We start from the raw sequence: 25,228 nt of genomic DNA, 5'->3' as shown, positions 1-25,228 counted from the left end.
TAGCGGACAACCGGAAACCCGTCCGAACTGCCCGGTCTACCCGGAAGCCGCCGACCGCCTGACCACCGCGGATCCTTGTGCCGCCGCGCATAACGTCGCGTTTCCTTCTCCGTCCACTGTGTACAGATCACAGCGGCACGTTGCCCGCGAACGGCTTGCTTGGACGACCGTCGCTTCCGCCCGCAGCAGCACGCCGTCCGCGGGCACGAGGTAGTCGATGGAAAAGCCGCTCGTCAGCAATTGCGGACCGAGCACGGTTCCGGCGGCGAAGGTGAGCGCGTTGTCGGCGGCGTAGGCGAGGACGCCGCCGTGCAGATAGCCGTTCTGCTGCCGCAGGTCGTCGCGGACGTCCAGTTCCAGCACCGCCCGTCCGTCGCCGAATTCCTCGATCCGCGCGCCGAGCAGAACGCTGAACGGTTGCGCGGCCAGCCCGGCGCGCGCGAAGTCTATGTCCATTTTCAGTCCTCACTTCAGTAGTGAAGTACTTCAGTAGTGAAGTGAGGATGGCGGCGCGGAGAGAACACTGTCAAGATCCCCGCATGGCCGCCGACGAACGTCTTTTCTTCCTGCTGCAGAGCGCGGCGCACCGGCTGCGCGTCGAGGGCGACCGCCGCTGCCTCGCCGCGGGCGGCGTGACGACCGCGCAGCTCGGCGCTCTGCTCGCGGTGCACGACCAGCCCGGGCTCACCCAGCGGGAATTGGCCACTGAGCTGGGCCAGCGCGAATCGGCGATCACCGCGATGACCGGACGGCTGGTCGACGCGGGGCTGATCGTCCGGCAGCAGCATCCGGAACAGCACCGGGCGCTGGTCCTGGACCTGACGGCGGAGGGGAACGCGACGATCGCCCGGTTGCGGCCGGTGATCGAGTCGTTCAACCGCGAGTTGCACGCGCTGCTCGGGGACGCGTTCGGGCCGACCAGCGAGGCGTTGCGGTATCTCGCTGGCTGGCCGGGCTGACTCGGCCCCAAGCCACGCTCATACGGCGCACGCTGGGTGAACCCGCTGGCCGGTGCGCCTCCTCGCGACGCGACTGTGCGTGAGGGGAACCCTGACGGAATCAGATTCCCTGAGGGGCCCCCTCACGCACAGTCGCGGAAGCGCGCCGGGCAGCGTTAGGGGCCGGTCCGGGTGCCAGGCCGCCCAACGCACCGGCTAGCTTCACCAGATGTCACCCGCCACACGCGCCCCCGCAGCCTCGCGGCAACGTGCGGGCCGCACCATGTCCGGTGTGGCGATCATGGCGGCCCGGCTCTGGTGGGCTTGGCAGACGGTCCGGTCCGCAGGCGTTGCTTACCTCGCGGCTCAGCGTTCGGAGCCGTCCCCGCCCTGTTCGGCGAGGAATCGTTCGAACTGCGAGCCCAGTTCGTCCGCGGTCGGCATGTGTTCCTGCGATTCGGCGAGCAGGCTGTGCCCGGACGCTTCGGTGAACGTGTCGTACTGACGTTCCAGCGCGCGCACCACGTCGGCGGATTCCTCGGATTCGGCCACCTGACGGTCGATTTCCGCCTTGGCCACCTCGGCCGCGGTGCGGAGTTCGCCGTCGGGCAGGCGCAGGCCGGTGGCCTTGCCGATCGAGTCGAGGATCGTCAGCGCGGCGGCCGGGTAGGTCGACTGCGCCAGGTAGTGCGGCACGTGCGCGGCGAAGCCCATCGCGTCGTGGCCCCATTCGCCGAAGCGGTACTCCAGCATCGCGGCGGCGCTGCCCGGGACCTGCATGCGGTTCGGCAGCGGCTGGTGCTCGCCGACCAGGTGTTCGCGGGTCGCGTGCGCGGTGACGCCGAGCGGGCGCGTGTGCGGGGCGCCCATCGGGATCCCGTGGTACCCGACGGTGAGCCGCACGCCCCAGCGCTCCACCAGCTGCCGCACGGCGGCCGCGAACAGCTCCCATTCGCGGTCCGGCTCAGGGCCGGACAGCAGCAGGAACGGGATGCCGTCGTCGTCGTGCAGCAGGCGCACGACCAGCTCGGGGGCCTCGTATTCCTCCCAGTGGTCGACCGCGTAGATCATCGACGGGCGGCGCGACCGGTAGTCGATGAGCCGGTCGACGTCGAACCGCGCGATGACCCGGTTCTCCACCTCGCCGGCAAGGTGGTCAGTGACCAGCTGCCCGGCCGACCCCGCGTCCATGAAGCCCTCGAAGAAGTGCAGAAGCACCGCTCCGTCCAGGTCGGGGACGTCCGAGTCCACCTCGTACAGTTCCTCGGGATCGAGTCCCACCGGATCCTCCTGCTGCTCGCTTGCACGGACGTACGCGATACAACGCGGCCCGGCTGCGAATCCATCCCGCGCGCGGCCGAAATAGTAACGCCCCGCACTCACCAGCCACCCCGGATCGGGGCATCGTGACACTTGTCGTGGGCATCGACCCCCGCGCTCAGGCACTCTGAGCACGTGAACATCGAGGAATCCACCACGCTTGAACTGCGGCTGCGCCCGCCCGAACACCGGGTGAGCCGCCGGGCGATCGGCCACTGGGCGGCGTCCGCGGGGGCGGGCTGGCTGCTCGTGCTCGCGGTGCAGGCGGTGGTGGTCGCGACCGCGGACGACCCGCCGTCGTGGCTCACGGTGACGCTGCTGCTCTCCTGCGTGCTGACCCCGCTGCATCTGCTCGTCATGCCGCAGTGGCGCTACCGCGTGCACCGCTGGGAAGTCACCGGCGAGGCCGTCTACACCCAGTCCGGCTGGCTGAAGCAGGAGTGGCGGATCGCGCCGATCTCGCGGATCCAGACCGTCGACGTCGAACGCGGCCCGCTGGAGCAGCTGTTCGGGCTGGCCCGGCTCACCGTGACGACCGCGTCCGCCGCCGGGCCGCTGCGCATCTCCGGACTCGACCGCGACGTCGCGGTCGCGCTCGCCGACGAGCTGACCCGCACCACCCAGGCCGTGCGCGGGGACGCAACGTGAACGCGACCGCACCCTCCGCACCCGTCTCGGCCGAAGGCGCCGGCGACGCCCCCTGGCATCGTCTCGATCGCCGGATGTTGTTGATCCGCCCGGTTCTCGACCTGGTGAAGTCGCTGCCGGTGCTCGTCGGCGCGCTGGTGCTCGGCCACGGGAACTACTGGCAGTGGATCGGTCTCGTCGCCACCGCGGTGACGATCGGGGTCGGCATTTCGCACTGCCTCACCTCGCGCTATCGCGTCACCGCGACCCAGATCGAATGGCACACCGGATTGCTGCTGCGCAAGCAACGCGCGATTCCGCTCGATCGAATCCGTACCGTAGACGTGCTTTCGGAACCGAAACATCGGCTTTTCTCGCTGTCTGCGGTACGAATCGGTACCGGACGCCATGATCACGGAAAAGGTCCGGGCAAGGACCAACTGGTGCTCGACGCGGTCACCCGCGCCGAAGCGCAGCGGCTGCGGACCTTGTTGCTGCACCGGAAACCGGCGGAAACCGAAGCGGCGCAACCGCCCGAGTCGCTCGTCGCCGAGGTCGACAAGCGCTGGGTGCGCTACGCACCGTTCACCTTGTCCGGACTCGCGGTGGTCGCCGCGATCCTCGGCACGGTCTATCACTTCGCGCACGAACTGCACTTCGATCCGACGAGTTTCGGGCCGCTCCGCGACCTCACCGCCCGCGCGCTCGAACAACCGGTGTGGCTCACCGTGGTGCTGGCCGCGGCCGGGCTGCTCGTGCTGGTGTCGGTGCTGTCGGTCGGCGGATACGTGTTGTCGTTCTGGAACTTCCGGCTCACCCGCGAACCCGGCGGCACGCTGCACATCCGGCGCGGGCTGATCACGACGCGGTCGGTGTCGATCGAGGAAGACCGGTTGCGCGGCGTCGAGATCAAGGAACCGTTGCCGCTGCGGATGGTCGGCGGCGCGAAGTGCGTCGCGGTCGCGGCCGGACTGCGCGAGGGCAAGGGCGCGGACCGCGGCGGCGGCCTGTTGCTGCCGCCGGCTCCTGCCGGGAAAGCCCGGGAGATCGCGAGCGAGGTGCTCGGCGAGGACTTCGCCAATGTCCCCCTCGTGCGGCATTCGCGGCGCGCGCTGACCCGCCGGATCACCCGCGCCGTGTTCGCCGTGCTGGCGCTTTCGGCCGCGCTGTTCGCGCTGGCCCGGCTCGATGTCCTGCCGGAATGGCCGTGGCAGGCCGCGCTGGTGCTGCTGCCGTTCGCGGTGCTGGCCGGCTTCGACCGGTACCGCTCGCTCGGCCACGCGATCACCGGCCGGTATCTGGTGACCCGTTCCGGGTCGCTGGCCAGGGCTACGGTCGCGGTCCGGCGTGACCGGCTCACCGGGATCGTCGTGCAGCAGTCGCTGTTCCAGCGGCGGGCCGGGCTGGTCACCGTCATCGCCCCGGTCGCCGCCGGCCGCGGGCACTACCGCGTGCTCGACGTGGAGCAGGGCGCCGGGCTCGCGCTCGCCGACGCCGCCGTTCCCGGATTGCTCACGCCGTTTCTTGCTGTGTCAGAAAAACCTTGACCTGTGGTAATTTACCGACGCGTTCGTGACTGAATTCGGTGCTCCTACGGAGAGGTTTCAGGATGTCTGAACCCGGACTCCGTCGCACGGCCGGCGCCAACAGTTCCCGGAAAGTGCTCCAGTTGCTGTTGTCGTTCACCGAACAGCGCTGGGAGGCCAGCGTGGCGGAACTCGCCGAGGTGGTCGGCAGCCCGGTCGCCACCACCTACCGCTACGTGCAGTTGCTGAAAGAGCTGCAGCTGCTCGAGGAGTCGCGGTCCGGGCGGTACCACCTCACCAGCCGGGTCATGCCGCTCGCGCGCGCTGCCCGGCTCGCGAACGACCTGGCCAGGGTGGCGCGGCCGCTGATGGAGGAGGCGGTGCGCGAACTCGGCGAGACCGTGCTGCTGTTCCAGCACTTCGGCGACGTCGCGGTGTGCAGCGACCGGGTGGAATGCGACCGCCCGATGCGGTTCACGTTCCAGCCGGGGCACTCGATCCCGCTCGGCGTCGGCGCGACCGGGAAGATGCTGCTCGCCCTCCTTCCCGACGGCGAACGCGAACGCCAGGTCGCCCGGATCTCCGCGGAACGCGGCGCCGAGGTGCGCGACGACCTCAAGGACGCGCTGGCCAACCGCTACGTGCAGAGCTGGGGCGAGATCGAGGACGGCGTGTGGTGCTGCTCGGTGCCCGTCGACGTCGACCGGCACCGGCCGAGCGTGCTGACGTTCGTCGGGCCGGCCACCCGCATCGGCGACGCGGAGCGCGAACGGGCGATCATGGCGTTGCGCGGTTACGCAGGGCAGATCGCAAAAGCGATTTCCGAGTACTCCGTGTAGCCGTAAAGTCGGGCCGGTGATCCGTCTCGCTGTCCCCGCCGATCTTCCTGCGCTGCCTGACCTCGAACGTGCTGCCGGAGAACCGTTCCGGGCCGTCGGCATGACCGAGATCGCCGATGACGCACCGCCTTCGGTCGACGAGCTCTCCGTGTTCCAGTCCGCGGGCCGCTGCTGGGTTTGGGACGACGGCGGGACGATCGCGGCGTACGTGCTCGCCGATGAGGTCGACGGTTTCGGTCATGTGGAACAGGTTTCGCTGCTGCCGAGCCACGCGCGCCGCGGATTGGGGCGGGCGCTGATCGAGATGGTCGGGGCGTGGGCCGGGGAGCGCGGGTTCTCCGGGTTGACGCTGACGACGTTCGCCGAGGTGCCGTGGAACGCGCCCTACTACGAGCGACTCGGGTTCCGCGTGCTGGCCGACGAGGAGCAGGGACCGGCACTGCGGGAGATCCGGCGAGCGGAGATCGCACGGGGGCTGGACCGGTGGCCTCGAGTGGCGATGATGCGGTCTGCCCGCGTTTCTGGTGTGGGGTAAGCGGTTTCGGCGCTGTTCGGGCTGATTCCGTTGGGGTCGCCCGCGCCCGGATCAGTCCGACAGTCCCGCGTTGGGGCAAGCGAGCTCACGACACTTCCGACCCGCTCCGGCCGCTGCCGGAACTTCACTCGCCGCCGCTCGCCTCGTCGGCCAACCCGACGATGTCTCGCGGGTTTTTCTTGCCGGGCTGGCGGTCTTTCCGCGTCAGCCGCGCGTGGGTCGCTCGGGAGGGGGACCTGGATTGCCGCGGGAATCGAACACGTGTTCTACTGGATGGGCCGGCCCCGGAGGGGGAAGCTCCGCGGGCCGGCACCCAGGCAGAACGTGTCCGTCGATCGATCCCCAGGAGGCAGTGTGGCGGTCAAGATCACCCACCTCGCCAGTGGTCAGCAGGTCCGCTTCGCGAACGCGGACGGCGCCCGCCGCTATGCCGAAATCATGGGCGGCGGAGTGGACAAGTGGCGGTTCACGATCGTCCCCGGGGACAGCGGCGCTCCGGGGATGCCCGCGGCGGTCGTCAATGTGCCGGTGTGGCGGACTGTGGCTCGGTGAGTTCGGTCCCGGCGATGGGCGGCTGTCACCGGCAGATCGACGGCTCCCGATGAGTGCGGTCCGGCAACGGGCGGCTGTCACCGGCAGATCGACGGCTCCCGATGAGTGCGGTCCGGCAACGGGCGGCTTTCGCAGAGGGCTCGGTGGCTTCCGGTGATCGCGGCCCGGCAACGGGCGGCTGTCACCGGCAGATCGACGGCTCCCGATGAGTGCGGCCCGGCAGTGGACGGCTGTCGCCGAAGGCTCGACGACCCCCGGTGATTGCGACCCGGCAGCGCGCGGCTGTCGCCGAAGGCTCGGTGGCTTCCGGTGATCGCGGCCCGGCAACGGGCGGCTGTCACCGGTGGCTCGACGGCTCCCGGTGAGTGCGGTCCGGCAACGGGCGGCTGTCACCGGTGGCTCGACGGCTCCCGGTGATTGCCGCCCCGCGACCGGTGCCGCTCCCCCGACGGCTCCCCGGCGATCGTCGCCCGGCTATCGGCGATCCTCTCCGATGGCATCCCGTGGTCGCCGTCCAGCGACCGGCAGCACCGCCCGACGGCTCCGCGCGATCGCAGCCCGGCGATGAGCGGCTGGCACCGGCGGCTCTCGGCGATTCCCGCCCCGCGACCGGTGGGGCTTCCGGTGACGCCCGGCAATTGCCGTCCGGCAACCGCCGCTCAGTGGGCGTCGCAGCGGCCATCCGCCTGATGCGATTTCCGCTCGGTGCCAGTCGCCAAGCAGCGGTCCCGGCGGTGCCCGGCGATTCCCGTCCGGCGACAGGCGGCGCTCCCCAGTGACGCCCGGCAGTTGCCGTCCGGAGACCGCCGCGCAGCGAGCGGCACAGCGGCCATCCGTCTGACACGGCCCCACTCGGCGACGGTCCCCGAGCAACTGTCCCGGCCACCCCGCACAAAGGTCACCGAACTGTCCGGTGACCGTCGCCAAGCGGACCTCACCCGGTCACCACTCAACCGCCGCCCGGAAACCTCCCCGAGAGGCCGTTTGCCCGTCGACAGCACGGTAATCGACCGACACACCACCGTCGTGCCGGTCAGCGGGACAACGTCACCTGCTGTTTGTTGCTTACCGGCCACGCTGTGTGCTCCACTGTCGATCACCCACTGCTGTAAGTCCCGCGTCTGCGGGACCGCCGCTTGTCAGCAGCGACCACCTCGGCACGGTCCTGCGATCCGTGCCCGACGGACAGAAGGAGCGGCTCCTTTGCTTGCGCACCAGCGTGGAACACATCTGCGTGGAAACAGTCGGCGTGGAAAAATCCGGGGCACCGTCGCGTTGGCGGTCCTCGCGCTCGCGGTCGGGGCCGGTGCGGCTCACGCGGCGCCGGCGGCTGCCCCGAAGGCTACGGCGTGGCCTGGCGGGTCGAAGGTGGCCATCGCCGACGACTCCGGGGTTTTCGGCAGCAACCTCAGCGGCGTGTCGTACGAATCGCCCACCGTGTTGTGGGCGGTGAAGAACGGCCCGAGCACCCTGTACCGGCTCGTCCAGGACGGCGCCAAGTGGCGGCCCGACACCGCCAACGGCTGGTCCGAGGGCAAGTCCATGCACTACTCCGACGGCAGCGGCGACCCGGACGCCGAAGGGGTCGTCTTCACCCCGGACGGCGTCTTCACCGCCACCGAGCGCGACAACGACGACGGCGACACGAGCAAGCCCGCCGTGCTTCGGTACGCGACCTCGGGATCGGGCAAGTCGCTCAACGCGACCGGGGAATGGGATCTCACCTCCGACCTGCCGTCGGTCGAGCCCAACAAGGGGCTCGAGGCCATCTCCTGGGTCCCGGACTCGGCACTCACCGCGCACAAATTCCGGGACGAGCACACGAAAGCCGCCTACAACCCGGTGAGCTATCCGAACCACGGGACCGGCCTGTACTTCGTCGGGCTCGAGGACAACGGGAAGGTCTACGCGTACGCGCTCGACCAGTCCGGGGGCAAGTACACGCGCGTCGCCACCATCGACAGCGGGTTCCCGGCGATCATGGATCTCGAGTACGAACCGTCGACCGGCCACCTGTGGGCCGAATGCGACAACACCTGCAAGGGTCGCACCAGCACGCTCGACGTCAACTCCAAGGGCGCGTTCGCGGCCACCGCGCAGTACGACCGCCCGTCCGGGATGTCGAACTACAACAACGAGGGCTTCGCCATCTCGCCGACCTGCGCGAACGGAAGCAAGCAGGTCGTGTGGTCCGACGACGGCAACGACGACAACCACGCCCTGCGCACCGGGACGCTCTCCTGTAAGTAGTCCTTTGTAGACAGACAACTGCGGCGGCACCGGAAACCCCGGCGCCGCCGCAGTGTCGTAAGAGCGTCAGTTCTTCAGCAACCGGTCCAAGGCCCGCGGGACGGCCGTGGCCAGCAGGTCGAGCTCCGCCTCTTCGGCGACCAGCGGCGGCGACACCGCCATCCCCTTGCCGAGCGAGCGCACGATCACGCCCTCCTCGAGCAAGAACTTGTGCAGCCTCCCGGGCGCGCCCGGGTCCGCGGCCAGCAGGTCCGGCGCGAGTTCCACCGCGGCCAGGAATCCCAGCCCGGCCCGGACCTCCGCCACCGCCGGGTGCCCGACCGCACCGGACAGCGCGTCCGCGAGCGGCTTCTCCAGTGCCTTGCCGCGCGGGATGATGTCGTCGCGCTCGTAGATGTCCAGCGTCGCGTTCGCCGCGGCGCAGGCGACCGGGTGCCCGGCGTACGTCGCGCCGTGGCGCAGGATCGGCGCGCCCGGACGGCCGGTGAAGAACGGCTCCGCCACGTGCGGCGCGACCAGCAGCACGCCGAGCGGGATCGTCCCGCTCGTCACGCCCTTCGCCGTGGTCACCAGGTCCGGCTGCACCGACCAGCGGTCGATGCCGTACCAGGTGCCGAGCCTGCCCCACGCGCAGATCACGCAGTCCGCGACGAACAGCACCTCGTGCTTGCGGCAGATCGCCGCCACTTCCTCGATGTAGCCGTCCGGCGGAAGCAGCACGCCGCCCGCGCCGATGACCGGTTCGCAGAAGAACGCGGCCACCCGTTCCGGCCCCACGCGGAGGATCTCCTCCTCCAGCGCCGCCGCGTTGTCATACGGCACCTGCGAGAAATCCGCGGCGGGCGGGCCCCAGCCCTCCGCGTTCGCCGGAATCCCGGCCGCGGCGGTGCCGAATCCGTGCGTGCCGTGGTAGCCCTGGGTCCGGCTGATGACGTGGGTCTTGTCCGGACGTCCGGTGTGGACGAAGTAGGACCGCGCGATCTTCACCGCGGTGTCCACCATGTCGCCGCCGCCCGAGCCGAGGAACACCTTCGACCCCGGCACCGGAGCCAGCTCGGACAGCCGCGACGCCAGCTTCAGCGCGGGTTCGTTCGCGACGCCGCCGAAGAGGTTGTACGCGTCGAGCTTCTCCAGCTGCTCGGTCACCGCGCGGGTGATCTCGGGACGGCCGTGCCCGAGGTTCGAGTACCACAGCGACGCGGAGGCGTCGAAGTAGCGGCGGCCCGCGTCGTCCCAGACATAGGACCCCTCGCCGCGGGTCACCACGAACCGGTTTCCGTCGACCGCGCCCATGTCCGCGAACGGGTGCCACAGCGGGTTCGGCTGCTGGTCCGGCATTGCTCCTCCTCGGGGTCGGCTCAACCGGCCGGGCGCCGCGGGGAGCGGCGACCGGCCGCCGCCGCCCTTTCTACCCGCCCGGCCGGGGATCGGCGAACCGCGACCCCTCGACGCGCGCCATCGCGGAACCCCGCAGCCCGTGGGCCCGATGGCTCCGATGGCGCTGACCCCGGCCGGGCAGACCAGGCGCCTGCCGCCGCGCCGGACGGCGGCAGGCCAGCTCGCCCTTGTACAGCTCGGCGGCGCGGACCAGATCGGCGTAAGCCTCGACGTGGATCCGGTTGATCGCGTCGTGCGCTTCCCGGGCGGCCGCGTCGAGCCACGCGCAGTAGTCGCTTCGGGTCTGGGTCCGCATCGCGCGCCCCCGCTCAGACGTTTTCGACGGTGGTTGCCTGTGCGTTGGCGGGCGCGGAGCTCAGCGACGCGCCCTTCCGGTCCTTGACGAAGAAGCTGGTGACCAGGCCGATCAGCGTCATCACGGCGAGGTAGCCGCCGACTGCGTAGACCGTGCCGGTGCTGGTCTGCAGGCTTTCGGCGATGGTCGGCGCGAACGCCCCGCCGAGCACCGCGCCGATCGCGTACGAGATCGCCGCGCCGCTGTAGCGGACTGTCGTCGGGTACATCTCCGCGTACAGCGCCGACTGCGGGCCGTAGGTGAACCCGAGCCCGACCGAGAACAGGAACAGCGCCACCAGGAGCAGTCCGACGTTGGCCGTGTTGATCAGCGCGAAGAACGGGAACATCCACGCCAGCTGGATGACGAACCCGATCCGGTAAGTGCGGACACGGCCGATCCGGTCCGCGAGCCAGCCGCCGACGAGGGTGCTCACCAGCCAGGCGACCGCGGACAGCATCACCGCGATCAGTACGGTCGACCGGCCGAGGTGCAGGGTCTTCGTCGCGTACGACTGCACGTATCCGCCGGTGGTCATATACCCGACGGCGTTGTTGGCCGCGAACAGCAGCGCGCCCGCGACAACCAGCTTCCAGTGGTGCCGGAACAACTGCACCAGCGGCATGCTCGAGCGCGCCTTCTTCTCGCGGACCTCCTCGAACACCGGGCTTTCCGCGACCCGCGACCGGATCATCAGTCCTGCGACGATCAGCACCACGCTCAGCAGGAACGGGATCCGCCAGCCCCACGCCAGGAACTGCTCCGGCGAGGTCAGCGCGGTGACCAGCGCGAGGACGCCGTTGGCCAGCAGCAGCCCGATCGGCACGCCGATCTGCGGGAACGCGCCGTAAAGCCCGCGCCGTTCGGCAGGCGCGTGCTCGACCGCGAGCAAAGCCGCACCGCCCCATTCGCCGCCGGCCGAAAGCCCCTGCACGATGCGCAGCAGCACCAGGATGATCGGCGCCCACACCCCGATCGACGCGGTGTTCGGCACCAGGCCGATCAGCACCGTCGAGATCCCCATCAGCAGCAGGGTGAGGATCAGCATCGCGCGCCTGCCAAGGCGGTCGCCGAGGTGTCCGGCGATTACCGCCCCGATCGGGCGGAAGAAGAAGCTGATGCCGACCGTCGCGAACGACACGATCAGCGCGTCCTTGCCGAGGACCGCGAAATACTGCGTCGCGAACACCAATCCGGCGCAGATCGCGTAGATGAAGAAGTCGAACCATTCGATAGTCGTGCCGACCATCGCCGCCAGGACGACGCGGCGGTGCTCTCTGCTGATCCCGGACGTGCGCGGCATCGCGCCTCCCCTGCTGACAGTGCTTCAGGCCGTGCCAGATCGTATATAATCAGCTGCCATCCCGACAAGCCTCAATCAGGTAACTGAGCAGGACTTTTGTCTACAGCGGTCGAAACTGGCAGCGTGCCCGCGCATTCCATCCAATGGCCACAGCGGGCAGATGGTATATTATTTAGCAGAGCGAACGGACCGGTTACGGTTGCCTGGACACCCCGCCGCGGCGGGTGGCGAAGGGGAGGCGACAGGGATGTCCACCACGCACGAGCAGGCGGGGCTGAGCAAGAGCCAGCACACGTATCAAGTGCTGAAGTCCCGGATCACCGCGGGCGAATACCCGGCCGGGCACCGGCTTGTCCTGGGTTCGCTGGCCAAGGAATTCGACGTGAGCACGGTTCCGGTGCGGGAAGCGGTGCGGCTGCTGCAGGCCGAGGGTCTCGTGCACTTCGAACGCAACGTCGGCGCGACCGTCGCGGCGATCGATCCGGTCGGCTACGAGCACACGATGCAGATGCTCGCGATCGTGGAAAGCGCGGCGACCGCGCTCGCCGCGCCCCATCTGACGGCCGACGACCTCGCCGAGGCGGGCGAGCTCAACGACCGGATGCGCGCCGGCCTCGGCCAGCTCGAACCGGTCGAATTCACCCGGCTCAACCACGAGTTCCACGAGGTGCTCTACACCCGCTGCCCCAATCCGAGCCTGGTCGACCTGGTCAAGAAGGGCTGGGCCCAGCTCGCCACGATCCGCGATTCGACCTTCTCGTTCGTGCCCGCCCGCGCGCTCGCCTCCGTCGCCGAACACGACCAGCTGCTGGACCTGATCCGCTCCGGTTCCGGGGCCGAATGGATCGAGCACTGCGCGCGGGCGCACCGGTCAGCGACGCTGGACGCGTTCCTCAGCTGGGACGCGGACGCGCACCACAGCTGACGTCACGCGGTCATCCGCGCGAGGATCGCCTCGAAATCCTCCTGTGGCACGGGAAACAGGCCGCGGCGAAACGGCAGGCCCCAATGCGCGGGGTCGGTGACAAACGACAACTGGCCGACCAGCGGCTTCGCGTCCACCCGCGCGCAAGCGTGGAAGGAAGCCGCGAGCCGCCACGGCCGGAAGTCGTCGCTGACGTAGGCCTGGTAAGGCTTTTCGCCGGTGATGGTGGCCCACGCGGTGAACTGCCGGACCGGCGCGCCGCCCTGCAAGCTCGTGCGCGGCGAGTAGAAAATCATCTCGTCGCCGGGACGCGGCTGCCGAAGACGTTTGCCCGCACCGTGATCCGCCTGGGTGAAGCCACCCTCGACGGCGGCTTCCACGTGGTCAAGGCTGACGGTGTTGATCCAGAAGCGCTGGGCAGAGGCGTTCACTTCGCGGTCAGCCCTTCGACCAGACCGGTCGTCGGCCTGCCGAGGAGCCGGGAAAGATCGTCACCAACCCGCGCGAAAACCCCGGCGGCAATGGTTTCGTCCAGACTGACCAGGAAATCGGCCAACTCGTCGGCCATCCCCGTTTTGCGGAGCAGCGCCCGCAACTCCTCGGGAGTGACCGGCTGATAAGCGACTTCACGCTCCAGCACCACCGACATCGCTTCGGCAATGTCGGCGTAGGTGAAATCCGTGTCGCCGGAGAGGTTGTACGTGACGTTGTCGTGCCCTTCGGTGGTGACCACGACGGCCAACGCCTCGGCCAGATCCTTCCGGCTGGCTGCCGCGACAACGGCGTCACCGGTCGCCGCGGCGAGAACGCCGGTGAAGCGGGGGCCAGCCAGCGACTGGACGTAGTTTTCGATGTACCAAGTGTTCCGCAGGATCGTGCACGGCACGCCGGAATCGACAAGGGCCTTCTCGGTCGCCCGGTGATCCGCGTTGATCTCGAACCGGTCGTCGTCGGCTCGGACTCCGCTGGTGTAGTAGAGATGCCGGACGTTCTTCGCGGCTTTGATGACCGACTCGTGCTGCGCGAGGCGATTCTCGTCGCGGCCCGAGATCAACACGATGTCCGCATGCCGCGCGACCAGGTCCGCGACGCCAGCCTCATCCGACAGGTCGACGGACGCGGCACGGAACCCGGCGGACGCGAGTTCCGCGAGACGCGCCGGGTTGCGTCCGGCCGCGGTGATCGTCTCGGGACTCCTGCCCCGCTCGACCAGCGCGTCCAGGACATGCTGGCCGAGTGCTCCGGTAGCCCCGAAAACGAGGGTGCTCGCCTCAGCCACGGTCGTGGAGGGTGACGTGGTAGCCGTCGGGGTCGGCGAAGGTGAACGTGCGGCCGAAGGGACCGTCGATCGGCGCGGAGACGATGGGGTGCCCGTCGGCGACGAGCGCGTCGTGAATGGCCTGGACGTCGGTGGCGAGCAGCCAGACCGCGGCGCCGATGCCGGGCTGCGCGACGGAGGCGAGGTCAGTGCCGGGAACGACCTCGCGGAGGGCGAACGCGATCGGCTTCGTCTCGAAGACGACGGCGTGCGGCGGTCCGGCCGGCGAGCGGACGAGGCCGAGGTAGCGCTCGTAGAACGCCTGGGAAGCGTCCAGGTCACGGGCCTGGAGGGAGAGGAAATCGGGGCCGATGGCGGGCACGGTGCTGCTCCTTTTCTTCGTGTCAGGTTCCTGACACGAGCCACTGTATGTCAGAATCCTGACATGAGTCAAGACGGGGCCGGGGTCGACCTGGACAAGTCGCTGGGCTACCTGCTGAAAGAGACGTCGAGCGCGTTGCGGGCGGCCATGGAGGAGGTGCTGCGTCCGCTCGGGATGACGGTGACGCACTACTCCTGCCTCGAACTGCTGGCGCAGCGGCCGGGCCTGTCGAATTCCGAACTCGCGCGCGGCACGTTCGTGACCCGGCAGTCGATGAACGTGCTGCTCCAGGCCCTGGAGCGGGACGGTTACGTGACCAGGCCCGCGGAAGCGCCCGTCGGGAAGGCCCTTCCCGCCCGGCTCACGCCGCGCGGACGGCGGAGCCTGGAGAAGGCGAGCGCCGCGGTCCGGGCCGTCGAGGTCAGGATGCTGTCCGGGCTGACCGAGGCCGAGCAGTCGGACGCGTTCCGGATCCTGCGGAGCATGGCCAGTTCCCTGCGGGACGGCGGATAGCTCAGCCGCGCGGTTTGCGGTACCAGCGCGGCGAAGTGTTCAGCGGCGGCTTCAGTTTCGCACGCACCACCAGCACGTTCGGCTCGTCCGACTCGACGAATTCGCTCAGCAGACGGCGGAACGCGCGGCCGAAGCCGGACACCCGGTCCGCGTGCACGCCGAACGAACGGGCCAGTCCGACGAAATCCGGGCTGTCCCAGTCGACCCCGCGGTGCGGCAGTCCTTCCTGGTCCTGGTCGAAGCGCAGCATGCCGTAACCGCCGTCGTCGACGACCACGACCGTCACCGGCAGCTGTTCCTCGGCGAGCGTCGCCAAATCCCCTACCGCGTATAGGAAACCGCCGTCGCCGGTGACGCACAGAACGCGCCCGCCGCCCGCCGCCTCGGCCGCCGCGCCCGCGCCGAGCGACGCCGGGAAGCCGTAGCCGAGCGTGCCCCAGCCCATCGGGTACGCCAGCCGCCGCGGCGCGCGGACCCGGTGGAAGCCGCCGATCCAGTATCCGGCGACGCACATGTCCGTGACGATCGTCCCGTCCGCCGGGAGCACTTCCTCCAAAGTGGACAGAAAATCGGCGGCCTGCGGTTCCTCGTCGCGGATGCGCCTGCGCACCCGGCGGCCGATCCCGGCCAGCCGCGCGGTCAGTTCGTCCAGGCCGGGCCGCGTATCCGGATGCAGGGATTCGACGACGCGGCGGGCGTCGCCGACCAGGGTGACGTCCGGCCGGTAGTTCTTCGCCGCGTCGCCCGCGTCGACGTTGACCGCGATCAGCTTCGGCGGCGCGGGCATCTGCCAGTTCTGCGTCATCAGGCCGTCGAAATCGGTGCCGATCGCGAGCACCACGTCGGCCTCGTCCCACAGCTGCCCGACCTCCGGCGCGTGCACCGGATTCGGGGCCAGGCAAGGATGTTCGGGCGGAAGCAGGCCGCGCGCGCCGAAGGTGGTGACCACCGGTGCGGCCAGCCGTTCAGCGAGATGCCCGATCGCTTCGCCCGCTTCGGAGCGCAACGCGCCGCCGCCCGCCCAGATCAGCGGACGGCGCGCGGACGCCAGCAGCTCCGCCGCGCGCGGCAGATCCGGCAGGTCGAGCACGCGTTCGGCGGGCGGCGCGGGCGGTTCGCGCGGCGGCGTGGTCTCGCGGAGGAAATCGGTCGGAATGCCCAAATACACCGGACCGCTTTGCGGCATCAGCGCGAGCCGGGCGGCGCGGTGCAACGTCGCGGCGATCTGGTCCGCGCGGTGCACCGTGAAACCGGCTTTCGTCACCGGGGCGAACATCGCCTGCTGATCGGAGGTTTCGTGCAGCACTCCGCGCACGACACCCGGACGGCGCAGCGTCGACGGAATGTCCGTGGCGATCACCAGCACCGGAGCCGCGGACGCCATCGCTTCGCCGACCGCGCCGAGCGTGTTCGCCGCGCCGGGTCCGGTGGTCACGAGCGCGACGCCGAGTTTTCCCGTCCTGCGCGCATAACCGTCGGCGGCGTACCCCGCGGTCTGTTCGTGCCGGACGTTGACGAGCCGGATCCCGGTGTCCGCCAACGCCTCCCACAGCGGCAGGTTGTGGACTCCCGGCAGGCCGAACACCACCTCGGTCCCGAGAGCCGTGAGCGCGTCCCCCAGCTGCTGAGCTCCAGTCCGTCCTGCCACGCCAGCGATGGTATCCGCCTCGCGTAAGCAGCTGCAGACAACGTCACCGGACAGGGGTTGTCATCGCCGCGCGGCCCCGCTGTCCCCCGTCCGGCCGCGAGATCTGAGGCGCCGCCTTTTTCGTGCGTACACTCCGGGTGCCGGGGACGCCGAGGTCCCCGCGGCAGCGGAAAGGGGTGGCCGAATGCCGTTGATGCCGGTGACCGACTCGATGTTCCTGATGGTCGAGACCCGCGAGCACCCGATGCACGTAGGCGGGCTCCAGCTGTTCCGCAAACCCGACGGCGCGGGCGACGACTATCTGCGCGACCTCCGCCGCTCCCTGCTCGAATCGGACAACATGCGCGGCGTGTTCCGGATGCGGCCGAGCCGTCCGGTGAACACCGTCGGGCACGTGCGCTGGTCGCGCGACACCGATCTGGAACTCGACTACCACTTCCGGCACTCCGCGCTGCCGCAGCCGGGCCGGATCCGCGAACTGCTCGAACTCACCTCGCGCTGGCACAGCACGCTGCTCGACCGGCACCGGCCGCTGTGGGAAACGCACCTCATCGAAGGACTGCGCGACGGCCGGTTCGCGGTGTACTCCAAGATCCACCACGCGCTGATGGACGGCGTTTCGGCGCTGCGGCATCTGCAGGGCACGCTCTCGGACGATCCCGCTGACCTGGACTGCCCGCCTCCGTGGGGTTCGCGCGACAAGCCGGCCGCGAACCGCAACGGCCGTGCTTCCGCGTCGCCGTTCGCCCTCGTGGGCAAGACGTTCGAGCAGGTCGCGGGCATCGCGCCGGCCGCGGCGAAGGTGGCGCGCGAGGCGTTCCGCGAGCACCGGCTCACGCTGCCGATGCAGGCGCCGAAGACGATGCTGAACGTGCCGATCGGCGGCGCGCGCCGGTTCGCCGCGCAGTCCTGGCCGCTCGACCGGGTGCGCGAGGTCGCGACGGCCGCGGGCGTGTCCCGCAACGACGTGGTGCTCGCGATGTGCGCCGGCGCGCTGCGCGACTACCTGATCGAACAGAGCGCGCTGCCGGACGCGCCGCTGGTCGCGATGGTCCCGGTGTCGCTGCGCCGCCGCGACTCCGGCGACGCGACCGGCAACAACATCGGCGCGCTGCTGTGCAACCTCGCCACCGACCTGACCGATCCGGCGCAGCGGCTGGCCGCGATCTCGGAGTCGATGTCGAACGGCAAGAAGCTGTTTTCGCAGCTGTCGCCGCTGCAGACGCTGCTGCTGTCCGGGATCAACGTGGCCCAGCTGGGCGCGTCGCCGATCCCCGGGGTCGTCGGCAACACGCGGCCGCCGTTCAACCTGGTCATCTCGAACGTGCCCGGCCCGCGCAAGCAGATGTACTGGAACGGCGCTGCACTCGACGGCATCTACCCGGCGTCAGTACTGCTCGACGGGCAAGCCTTGAACATCACGCTGACCAGCAACGGGGACAATCTCGACTTCGGTGTCACCGGATGCCGGCGCAGTGTCCCGCATCTGCAGCGGATCCTGACGCATCTGGACACCGCGCTCGCCGAACTGGAGTTCGCGACCCGGGGGTAGCGCGGACACTGGATGGCGCCGGAGACGGCGTGGTTATTCGATTGACAGCCGCGGGAGGCTCGGCCGGTGAGCCTCCTGGAGCCGTTGCGGCACCGCAGTTTCCGTGCCCTCGCCGCCGGGCGGACGCTCGGCACCTTCGGCAATTCGGTCGCTCCGGTCGCGCTCGCGTTCGCGGTGCTCGACCGCACCGGGTCGGCGGTCGATCTCGGGCTGGTCGTCGGGGCGCGGTCGCTCGCGAACGTGCTGCTGCTGCTTTTCGGCGGCGTGCTCGCGGACCGGCTGCCGCGCGCGGTGATCCTCCAGGGCACCGAGATCGCGGCGGGGCTCAGCCAGGCGCTGATCGCCGCGAGTGTCCTTTGTGGATTCTCCTCGGTCCCGTTCCTGATCTCGCTGAGCGTGGTCAACGGCGCGGTCTCGGCGATGTCGCTGCCCGCCGCGGCGGCGATCACCCCGCAGACCGTGCCGCGCGACCTGCTGGCCCCGTCGAACGCGCTGCTGCGGCTGCTGGTCAACGGCGGTCGCATCGCCGGGGCCGGAGTCGCCGGGGTCGCGGTGGCGGCGGTCGGATCCGGCTGGGCGCTGGCGGTCAACGCGCTGCTGTTCTTCGCCGCCGCGCTCGCCTACCACGCGGTCCGGCTGCCGCGCGCCGAACGAGCGCCGGGCAGCAGGCCGATCGCCGATCTGATCGCCGGATGGCACGAATTCCGGTCCCGTACCTGGGTGTGGGCGGTGGTGGCGCAGTTCGCCGTCGTCAACGCGGCCGGGTTCGGCGCGCTCACGGTCATCGGGCCGGTGGTGGCGGACGAGACGTTCGGGCGGTCCGGGTGGGGACTGGCAATGGCGATGCAGACCGCGGGCGCGCTGCTCGGCGGGCTCGTCGCCGCGCATTGGCAACCGCGGCACGCCTTGTTCATCGGGGTGGCTCTGGTGACGATGGACGCGCTGCCGGCACTGACGCTCGGCTGGTGGCCGTCGCTCGTCCCGGCGCTGATCGCGATGCTGGTGGCCGGGCTGGCGATGGAGCAGTTCAGCGTCGCCTGGGACGTTTCGCTGCAGGAACACGTCCCGCCGGACCGGCTCGCCCGCGTGTATTCCTACGACATGCTGGGGTCGATCGCCGCGATGCCGCTCGGGCAGATCGCGGCGGGTCCCCTCGTGCAGCACTTCGGCCGCGAAACGGTGCTCGTCACGTGCGGGGTGCTGGTCGTCGTAGCCACCGGGCTCGCGCTGTGCAGCCGGGAGATCCGGCAGCTCACGAACCGGCAGGCGGCACCGGTCGCACCGACAGGAAGTTGACCGCGCTCGCGCTGAACACCAGCTCGTCGTCGCCGTTGAACAGTTCCATCTTGGTGCGCACGAGACCGCGGTCGGGCTTCGACTTCGACAGCCGCGCCTCGGTGACGGTCGCCCGCATCCGCAGCCGGTCCCCCGGCCGCACCGGACGCGGCCAGCGCAGTTCGTCGACGCCGGGGCTGCCGAGGCTCGCGACCGACGACAGGTAGTGGTCGGCGAACATCCGCATCATCAGGCTCGACGTGTGCCAGCCGCTCGCGATCAGCCCGCCGAACGGGCCCTCCTTCGCCGCCACCGGGTCGACGTGGAAGCTCTGCGGGTCGTACTTTTCGGCGAACTCGACGATCTCCGCCTCGGTGACCGTCGTGTCGCCGAACTCGTACACCGATCCCTCGGGGTAGTCCTCGAACCAGCGGTCGTCGATGGGCACGGTGAACTCGGTCATGCGGGACAGCCTGCCACAGCTCGTCACCGGCGAAACGTGCCGAGAGTCTCCCCAGCGGACGTCACGGCGCGGCCCAGGGCCGGACCTCCTCGAGCAGCTTCGCCACCGCCAGCACCAGGTCGTCCGAATGCCGGGGGCCGACGATCTGCAGACCCACCGGAAGGCCCGATTCGGTGCGCCCGGCCGGGACGCTGATCGCGGGCTGCTGCGTCATGTTGAACGGATACGTGAACGGCGTCCACTCCGGCCATTCGGTCATCCCGCTGCCCGGCGGCACGTCGTGGCCGGCCTCGAACGGCGGGATCGGGACGGTCGGCGTGAGCAGCACGTCGTAGCGGGTGTGGAACTCGCCCATCAGGATGCCGAGCGCGGCGCGTTCCGCGGTGGCGTCGAGGTAGTCGCCCGCGGAATAGGTGCGGCCCTGTTCCCACACGCGGAGCAGGCCCGGGTCGATCCGCGACTCGCTGCCCGGCGGGAACGCTTCGAGGGACTTCGCCGCGCCCGCGGACCACAGCACGTCGAAGGCGTCCTTCGGGTCGGCGAATCCGGGGTCGGCCTGCTCCACCTGCAGTCCGGCGTCGGCGAGGGACTGCACCGCGGACTGGACGATCGCCGCGACTTCCGGGTCCACGTCGGCGAAACCGAGCGTCGGCGAGTACGCGGCGATGAGCCCGCGCACGTCGCGCCGCACTGCCTCGCGGTACGCGCTGATCGGCGGCGCGAGCCCGGTCGGATCGCGGTGGTCCGGCAGCGCGAGGACGTCCAGCAGCAACGCCGTGTCGTCCACGCAACGCGCCATCGGCCCGGCGTGCGCGAGCGGGCCGAACGGGCTCGCCGGGAACAGCGGGACCCGGCCGTGCGTCGGCTTCATGCCGACGATCCCGCAGAACGACGCGGGAATCCGGATCGAGCCGCCGCCGTCGGTGCCGACGGACAATTCGCCCATCGCCGCCGCGACCGCGGCCGCGCTGCCGCCGCTGGACCCGCCCGCCGTCATCCGCGGGTTCACCGGATTGCGCGTGATGCCCGCGAGCGCGCTGTCGGTGACGCCCTTCCAGGCGATCTCCGGCGTGGTGGTCTTGCCCAGCACGACCAGGCCCGCCTCGCGCATCCGCGCCATCACCGGGCTGTCGACCTCCCACGGCTGGTCGGCCGGGATGCTCGTGGAACCGCGCAGCGTCGGCCAGCCCTGGGTGAGGAAGATGTCCTTGATCGACGCCGGGACGCCGTCGAGCGCGCCGATCGGATTCCCGTCGCGCCAGCGCGCCTCCGCCGCTTTCGCCTGCTCCAGCGCGCGCTCGGCGTCGACGAGGCAGTAGGCGTTGACCTCGCCGTCGCGGTCCTCGATGTTCTGCAGGGCGCTCTTGGTCGCCTCGACCGGCGACAGTTCGCCGGTGGCGTAGGCGGCGACGAGTTCGCTGGCGGTCAATTCCCGGTCGCCCATCCGGCGCCTCCCTGCGATTCGGACGGCACGTAGCCGAGCCGTTTGTCCACGACGTTCCAGAGCGGTTCCCCGGCGAGCCAGCGCCGGAAGTTCCCGGCGAACACCTCTACCAGCGTCCGCCGCCAGCCGAGGAAGTCCCCCGACATGTGCGGGGACAGCAGAACGTCCGGCATGGTCCACAGTGGACTCTCGGCGGGCAGCGGCTCGGTTTCGAAGACGTCGAGCGCGGCGCCGGCGATCTCCCCCGCCTGCAGCGCCGCGATCAGATCGGACGTGACCACCAGTTCGCCGCGCCCCACGTTGACGAACCGCGCGGACGGTTTCATCGCGGCGAACGCGGCGGCGTCGAACATGCCCTTGGTCTGGTCGGTGAGCGGCGCGACCGCGACGACGTAGTCGAACTCGGGCAGATACCCCGTCAGCCCGGCGGATTCGCGCACGACGCCGAAATCCGGATCCCCGACCCGGGCCCGCCGCCCCGCCCCGGACACGCGCATCCCGGCCGCGCGCAGCATCCGCGCGATGGCCCTTCCGATCGGTCCGGTGCCGACCACCAGCACCTCCCGTCCGGCGATCCGCTCGGTCTCGCGGTGCTTCCACGTCCCGGCGCGCTGCAGGTCGAGCGAACGCGCGAAATCCTTGGCGAACGACAGCACGACGCCGAGCACGTACTCGGCGATGGCGTCGTCGAACACCCCGCGCGAGTTCGTGAGCACGACGTCGCTCTCGCGCAGCCCCGGGAACAGCACCGGGTCGACGCCGGCGCTCGCGATGTGCAGCCACTGCAACCGGTCCGCGGCGGGCCAGGCACCGGGGACGGCCCCGGACAGGAAGTCGTAGACGAAAAGCGCGTCCGCCCCGGCCAGCGCACCGGCGAGGCCGCGCTCGTCGGTGTAACGAACTACCGCCGCGTCTTCGATAGCGGCCATGTCCGGTGGATGGTCTGCCCCGCAGAGCACTGCCAGTACGGGGTTTTCCGGAGCGGTCACGATTGACACGGTAAAAGTGGCTCGTATGATTGTCAACAATCCGAGGACCACCCCCGGAGCACCGGACGGGCATCGGCACAGGCGTATTCCGGAGGCTGAACCTTGGATCTGGACTTCCTCGCGTTCGAGGGCCCGCTCGCCCAGCGCGGCATCGGCGTGATCGCGCCGTTCGACCTCGCGCTCGAGCGCGAGCTGTGGCGCTGGGTGCCGATGGAGGTGTCGCTGCATCTCGCCCGCACCCCCTACGAACCGGTTCCGGTGAGCATGGAGATGGCGCAGCTGGTGAGCGACAGCAGGCACCTCGCCGCGGCCACGCGCGACGTGCTGCACGTGGAGCCGGAGGTGGTCGCGTACCTGTGCACCTCGGGCAGCTTCGTGAACGGCATCGACTACGAACGCTCCCTCACCAAGGCGATCTGCGACGCGGGCGCACCCGACGCGGTCACCACGTCCGGGGCGCTGGTCGAGGTGCTGCACCAGCTCGACCTGCACCGGGTCTCCGTGCTCACGCCCTACGACGCCGATCTCACCGGCAAACTCCACGATTTCCTCGGCGAGGTCGGCGTGACCACGGTGTCCAGCGACCACCTCGGACTGGGCGGCGGCATCTGGAAGGTCAGCTACCGCACCATCGCCGAGCGGATCCTGGCCGCGGACCACCGCGACGCCGAGGCGATCTTCGTCAGCTGCACCAACCTCCCCACGTTCGACCTGATCGAACCGCTGGAAAAGGCGCTCGGCAAACCCGTGCTGACCGCCAACCAGCTGACGATGTGGGCGTGCCTGCGCCGGATGCAGCTGCCCATCGTGGGACCCGGCCAGTGGCTGCGGGAGGTGTCTTGACCGGCCCCGCTAATATTGTCGACAATTTGCGCATCCCGGAGGTTTCGTGACCACGATCGGCTTCATCTACCCCGACCACGCGGCCGAGGACGACTACCCGCTCGCGGAACAGCTTCTCGGCGGCTCCGACGGCGACATCAGCCTGCCGGTCGCGCACATCTACGGCACCGACCTGCACGCCGTGCCGGAACTGCTCGACCTCGGCAGCGAAGCCCGGCTCGCCGAAGGCGCGCGGCTGCTCGCGAAACACCAGCCGGAAGCGGTGGTGTGGGCGTGCACGTCCGGCAGCTTCGTGTACGGCTGGGACGGCGCGCGCAACCAGGCCGACCAGCTCGCCAAGGCCGCCGGAGTGCCGGCCTCGAGCACGTCGTTCGCCTTCGTGCACGCGGCGAAAGCCCTTGGCGTGCAACGAGTCGCGGTGGCCGCGAGCTACCCCGACGACGTCGCGCGGCTGTTCGTGGACTTCCTCGCCGCGGGAGGCGTCGAGGTGCTTTCGATGTCGAGCGCCGACATCGACACCGCCGCCGAGGTGGGCCAGCTCGCCCCCGAGGCCGTGGTGGACCTCGCGGTAAGCCACGACCACCCCGACGCCGACGCGGTCCTGGTGCCCGACACCGCGATGCGCACGCTCGGCGAGATCACCGACATCGAGGCCAAGCTCGGCAAGCCGGTGCTGACCGCCAACCAGGTGACCGTGTGGGAAGGCCTGCGCCTGACCGGCACGACCCGGCTGGTGCGTTCGCTGGGCGCGTTGTTCCGGACGAGGGGCTGACCCGTGGTCGCACTGCCGGACATAGAGCCGGTCAGCCGGGAATCGACCGCCGCCGTGATCGCGCGCCAGCTGCGCGACGCGATCATGACCGGCGCGCTGCCGCCGGGCACCCAGCTCGGCGAAACCGACCTGGCCGCCCGCTTCCAGGTCTCGCGCGGCCCGCTGCGCGAGGCGATGCAGCATCTCGTGTCCGAGGGTTTGCTGCGCAGCGAACGCCACCGGGGCCTGTTCGTGATCGACCTCGAACCGGAGGATGTCTTCGACATCTACCTCGCCCGCTCGGCGGTCGAACGGGCCGCCCTGCTGTGCGCGTTCCGCGGCGACCGCGAGGCAGTGGCGGCGATGCTGGAACAGAACGTGGCCGACATGGCGGCGGCCGCGGACGATCCGGCCGCGCTGTCGGAGGCTGACCTGCGCTTCCACGAGGCGCTGATCAACGCCTCCGGCAGCAAACGGCTGGTGCGGATGGCCCGGACGCTGCTGATCGAGACGCGGATGTGCCTGACCCTGCTGCAGAGCACGTATCAGGGCGTGGAGGACCGGCTGGAGGAGCACACGAGGATCATCGAAGCCCTTCGGTCGGACGACGAGGAGACGGCGCTGCACCTGCTGGACGCGCACATGGAGGACGCGATCAGCCGGTTGCTTCCGGGGCGGAGCCTGAAGGGCGGGGTCGCGGTTTCGGAGTGAGGCGGGCGGGTTTTCCGGACGGCTGCTTCTCCGCCCTCGCACCGCAGGGAGCACGCCACTCACCCCGCGCTGCCCGATTACCGCATGAGCACACGTAATACGCGCTCGGCGGATGGCGACGCGGTCGTCTCCGCACCTGACCGGACCGCTTGCCCCCGTGGTGGCGAACCGCACGGCGGTCCGTTCCTCGCGAGCGAACCGGTGCAGCACGAAGCTGGAAGCGCGACCGGGCAATGCGAGCAGCAGCAACGGAATGGCTAAGTCCGCACCGCTCCGCCGTGGCGACCAGGAGATGCGGCTCAGCTCGCCGACGACTCCAGCGTGATCCAGTACCGCCGCACCGGCCCGTGGTCGGTCTGACGGGTTTCCTCCAGCACACCGCCCGCGCGTTCGATCGTCTTGGCGGACGCCAGGTTCTCCCCCTCGCACACCAAGAGCACGCGAGACAAACTCAGCCGCCGGGCTTCGGGCAGCATCTGGTGCAGTGCCCAAGAAGCGAGACCACGGCCGCGCGCGGACGGACGGAGGCCGAAGCCCAGGTGCCCAGCCCACCGAACGTACGAGGCCGGTCCAGCGCGCAGGGCGATTCCGCCGAGCACCTGTCCGTCCTCGACCAGCCAGCGGTACACACCGCGGTCTGCGGTCAAGGAGCCGACCCAGGCTGCGAAGCCAGCAGGAGAATCGACCTGATCCGACGCGGACAAGCCGAAGCCGTCCTCGTGCAAGCCCGGGCCCCATTCGCGATGCGCTTCCAGCCACGAGCGGTGCAGGCGAACAGTGGGGGCCAGCAGTTCGGGCATGCTTCGACACTACCGGCCGCCGGCACGGAAAACCCTGCAACAGCAACAAAAA

27 protein-coding genes are annotated in these 25,228 nt (G+C 70.1%); 14 read left to right on the top strand and 13 right to left on the bottom strand.

Going from position 1 to position 25,228, the window contains the following annotated elements:
• Window positions 1–36: 36 nt before the first annotated feature.
• Window positions 37–456 carry a PaaI family thioesterase gene (locus EIZ44_RS08290; RefSeq protein WP_134669808.1) on the bottom strand — a complete coding sequence of 140 codons (420 nt, stop codon included), beginning with the start codon at window positions 454–456 and terminating at the stop codon, window positions 37–39.
• Window positions 457–539: 83 nt separating this feature from the next.
• On the opposite strand from EIZ44_RS08290, the gene EIZ44_RS08285 reads away from it, so the two are divergent.
• On the top strand, window positions 540–959 hold the full coding sequence (locus EIZ44_RS08285; RefSeq protein WP_037817063.1) for a MarR family winged helix-turn-helix transcriptional regulator: 420 nt from the start codon (window positions 540–542) through the stop codon (window positions 957–959).
• Between the two features lie 345 nt (window positions 960–1,304).
• Here EIZ44_RS08285 and EIZ44_RS08280 read toward each other — a convergent pair whose 3' ends face one another.
• A complete protein-coding gene (locus EIZ44_RS08280; RefSeq protein ID WP_134728155.1) occupies window positions 1,305–2,219 on the bottom strand; it encodes a proteasome assembly chaperone family protein in 915 nt (304 codons plus the stop codon).
• 174 nt (window positions 2,220–2,393) lie between these two features.
• Between EIZ44_RS08280 and EIZ44_RS08275 the strand changes: the two genes are divergently transcribed.
• From EIZ44_RS08275 to EIZ44_RS08250, 6 genes are all read left to right on the top strand, one after another.
• Window positions 2,394–2,906, top strand: coding sequence for a PH domain-containing protein (locus tag EIZ44_RS08275; protein WP_199817936.1), 513 nt, complete (start codon window positions 2,394–2,396; stop codon window positions 2,904–2,906).
• A gap of 74 nt (window positions 2,907–2,980) precedes the next feature.
• Window positions 2,981–4,432 (top strand): PH domain-containing protein, encoded by a 1,452-nt coding sequence (locus EIZ44_RS08270; protein ID WP_205673072.1) that lies wholly within the window; start codon window positions 2,981–2,983, stop codon window positions 4,430–4,432.
• Between the two features lie 62 nt (window positions 4,433–4,494).
• Window positions 4,495–5,250, top strand: coding sequence for an IclR family transcriptional regulator (locus tag EIZ44_RS08265; RefSeq protein ID WP_134728153.1), 756 nt, complete (start codon window positions 4,495–4,497; stop codon window positions 5,248–5,250).
• 16 nt (window positions 5,251–5,266) lie between these two features.
• The gene (locus tag EIZ44_RS08260; protein ID WP_134728152.1) at window positions 5,267–5,785 is read left to right on the top strand and encodes a GNAT family N-acetyltransferase; all 519 of its coding nucleotides are present in this window, start codon (window positions 5,267–5,269) and stop codon (window positions 5,783–5,785) included.
• Window positions 5,786–6,139: 354 nt separating this feature from the next.
• The gene (locus tag EIZ44_RS08255; protein WP_037715481.1) at window positions 6,140–6,337 is read left to right on the top strand and encodes a hypothetical protein; all 198 of its coding nucleotides are present in this window, start codon (window positions 6,140–6,142) and stop codon (window positions 6,335–6,337) included.
• Between the two features lie 1,368 nt (window positions 6,338–7,705).
• Window positions 7,706–8,587 carry an SdiA-regulated/phytase-like domain-containing protein gene (locus EIZ44_RS08250; RefSeq protein ID WP_338081054.1) on the top strand — a complete coding sequence of 294 codons (882 nt, stop codon included), beginning with the start codon at window positions 7,706–7,708 and terminating at the stop codon, window positions 8,585–8,587.
• Window positions 8,588–8,653: 66 nt separating this feature from the next.
• Here EIZ44_RS08250 and EIZ44_RS08245 read toward each other — a convergent pair whose 3' ends face one another.
• From EIZ44_RS08245 to EIZ44_RS08235, 3 genes are all read right to left on the bottom strand, one after another.
• Complete coding sequence (locus tag EIZ44_RS08245) at window positions 8,654–9,925, bottom strand: aminotransferase family protein (protein ID WP_134728150.1); 1,272 nt, start codon at window positions 9,923–9,925, stop codon at window positions 8,654–8,656.
• A gap of 70 nt (window positions 9,926–9,995) precedes the next feature.
• Window positions 9,996–10,280: a hypothetical protein gene (locus EIZ44_RS08240; RefSeq protein WP_037817077.1), complete on the bottom strand. Its 285-nt coding sequence runs from the start codon at window positions 10,278–10,280 to the stop codon at window positions 9,996–9,998.
• Window positions 10,281–10,293: 13 nt separating this feature from the next.
• Window positions 10,294–11,622 carry an MFS transporter gene (locus tag EIZ44_RS08235; protein WP_037817078.1) on the bottom strand — a complete coding sequence of 443 codons (1,329 nt, stop codon included), beginning with the start codon at window positions 11,620–11,622 and terminating at the stop codon, window positions 10,294–10,296.
• A gap of 247 nt (window positions 11,623–11,869) precedes the next feature.
• Between EIZ44_RS08235 and EIZ44_RS08230 the strand changes: the two genes are divergently transcribed.
• Entirely contained in the window at window positions 11,870–12,547 is a 678-nt protein-coding gene (locus EIZ44_RS08230; protein ID WP_037817079.1) for a GntR family transcriptional regulator, read from the top strand.
• Window positions 12,548–12,549: 2 nt separating this feature from the next.
• Here EIZ44_RS08230 and EIZ44_RS08225 read toward each other — a convergent pair whose 3' ends face one another.
• Genes EIZ44_RS08225 through EIZ44_RS08215 form a run of 3 tightly spaced genes read right to left on the bottom strand, consistent with a single transcriptional unit; the run spans window position 12,550 to window position 14,187 of the window.
• Complete coding sequence (locus EIZ44_RS08225; protein WP_134728149.1) at window positions 12,550–12,978, bottom strand: EVE domain-containing protein; 429 nt, start codon at window positions 12,976–12,978, stop codon at window positions 12,550–12,552.
• Entirely contained in the window at window positions 12,975–13,826 is an 852-nt protein-coding gene (locus EIZ44_RS08220; RefSeq protein ID WP_134728148.1) for an NAD(P)H-binding protein, read from the bottom strand. The genes EIZ44_RS08225 and EIZ44_RS08220 overlap by 4 nt, the downstream gene beginning before the upstream one ends.
• Window positions 13,819–14,187 (bottom strand): VOC family protein, encoded by a 369-nt coding sequence (locus EIZ44_RS08215; RefSeq protein WP_134728147.1) that lies wholly within the window; start codon window positions 14,185–14,187, stop codon window positions 13,819–13,821. The genes EIZ44_RS08220 and EIZ44_RS08215 overlap by 8 nt, the downstream gene beginning before the upstream one ends.
• Before the next feature lie 63 nt (window positions 14,188–14,250).
• Between EIZ44_RS08215 and EIZ44_RS08210 the strand changes: the two genes are divergently transcribed.
• Window positions 14,251–14,700, top strand: coding sequence for a MarR family winged helix-turn-helix transcriptional regulator (locus tag EIZ44_RS08210; RefSeq protein WP_134728146.1), 450 nt, complete (start codon window positions 14,251–14,253; stop codon window positions 14,698–14,700).
• Window position 14,701: 1 nt separating this feature from the next.
• On the opposite strand, the gene EIZ44_RS08205 is transcribed toward EIZ44_RS08210, so the two are convergent.
• Window positions 14,702–16,348: a thiamine pyrophosphate-binding protein gene (locus EIZ44_RS08205; protein ID WP_167754036.1), complete on the bottom strand. Its 1,647-nt coding sequence runs from the start codon at window positions 16,346–16,348 to the stop codon at window positions 14,702–14,704.
• A 184-nt stretch (window positions 16,349–16,532) separates the two neighbouring features.
• Here EIZ44_RS08205 and EIZ44_RS08200 point away from each other — a divergent pair, with 184 nt between their 5' ends.
• Window positions 16,533–17,900: a WS/DGAT/MGAT family O-acyltransferase gene (locus EIZ44_RS08200; RefSeq protein WP_037817087.1), complete on the top strand. Its 1,368-nt coding sequence runs from the start codon at window positions 16,533–16,535 to the stop codon at window positions 17,898–17,900.
• Window positions 17,901–17,966: 66 nt separating this feature from the next.
• On the top strand, window positions 17,967–19,196 hold the full coding sequence (locus tag EIZ44_RS08195; protein WP_134728145.1) for an MFS transporter: 1,230 nt from the start codon (window positions 17,967–17,969) through the stop codon (window positions 19,194–19,196).
• Here the strand turns inward: EIZ44_RS08195 and EIZ44_RS08190 are convergent.
• The 3 genes from EIZ44_RS08190 to EIZ44_RS08180 all read right to left on the bottom strand — a co-directional run bounded on the left by EIZ44_RS08190 (window position 19,153) and on the right by EIZ44_RS08180 (window position 22,011).
• Window positions 19,153–19,638 carry a MaoC family dehydratase gene (locus tag EIZ44_RS08190; protein WP_134728144.1) on the bottom strand — a complete coding sequence of 162 codons (486 nt, stop codon included), beginning with the start codon at window positions 19,636–19,638 and terminating at the stop codon, window positions 19,153–19,155. The genes EIZ44_RS08195 and EIZ44_RS08190 overlap by 44 nt on opposite strands.
• Before the next feature lie 61 nt (window positions 19,639–19,699).
• Window positions 19,700–21,082 carry an amidase gene (locus tag EIZ44_RS08185; RefSeq protein WP_037817092.1) on the bottom strand — a complete coding sequence of 461 codons (1,383 nt, stop codon included), beginning with the start codon at window positions 21,080–21,082 and terminating at the stop codon, window positions 19,700–19,702.
• On the bottom strand, window positions 21,064–22,011 hold the full coding sequence (locus tag EIZ44_RS08180) for a D-2-hydroxyacid dehydrogenase (protein ID WP_439098588.1): 948 nt from the start codon (window positions 22,009–22,011) through the stop codon (window positions 21,064–21,066). The genes EIZ44_RS08185 and EIZ44_RS08180 overlap by 19 nt, the downstream gene beginning before the upstream one ends.
• A gap of 162 nt (window positions 22,012–22,173) precedes the next feature.
• Between EIZ44_RS08180 and EIZ44_RS08175 the strand changes: the two genes are divergently transcribed.
• The 3 genes from EIZ44_RS08175 to EIZ44_RS08165 are packed head-to-tail and all read left to right on the top strand — an operon-like array spanning window position 22,174 to window position 24,376.
• On the top strand, window positions 22,174–22,914 hold the full coding sequence (locus EIZ44_RS08175; RefSeq protein ID WP_037817095.1) for a maleate cis-trans isomerase family protein: 741 nt from the start codon (window positions 22,174–22,176) through the stop codon (window positions 22,912–22,914).
• 46 nt (window positions 22,915–22,960) lie between these two features.
• A complete protein-coding gene (locus EIZ44_RS08170) occupies window positions 22,961–23,686 on the top strand; it encodes a maleate cis-trans isomerase family protein (protein ID WP_043832785.1) in 726 nt (241 codons plus the stop codon).
• A gap of 3 nt (window positions 23,687–23,689) precedes the next feature.
• Window positions 23,690–24,376: a GntR family transcriptional regulator gene (locus EIZ44_RS08165; protein ID WP_043832787.1), complete on the top strand. Its 687-nt coding sequence runs from the start codon at window positions 23,690–23,692 to the stop codon at window positions 24,374–24,376.
• 299 nt (window positions 24,377–24,675) lie between these two features.
• Here EIZ44_RS08165 and EIZ44_RS08160 read toward each other — a convergent pair whose 3' ends face one another.
• Window positions 24,676–25,176 (bottom strand): GNAT family N-acetyltransferase, encoded by a 501-nt coding sequence (locus tag EIZ44_RS08160; protein ID WP_134728143.1) that lies wholly within the window; start codon window positions 25,174–25,176, stop codon window positions 24,676–24,678.
• Window positions 25,177–25,228 lie beyond the last annotated feature (52 nt).

It is taken from the genome of Amycolatopsis nivea, assembly GCF_004522235.1.
GTDB lineage: Bacteria > Actinomycetota > Actinomycetes > Mycobacteriales > Pseudonocardiaceae > Amycolatopsis > Amycolatopsis nivea.
The sequence above is the reverse complement of the archived record's forward strand: the minus strand, read 5'-3'. Positions and strand labels throughout refer to the sequence as shown.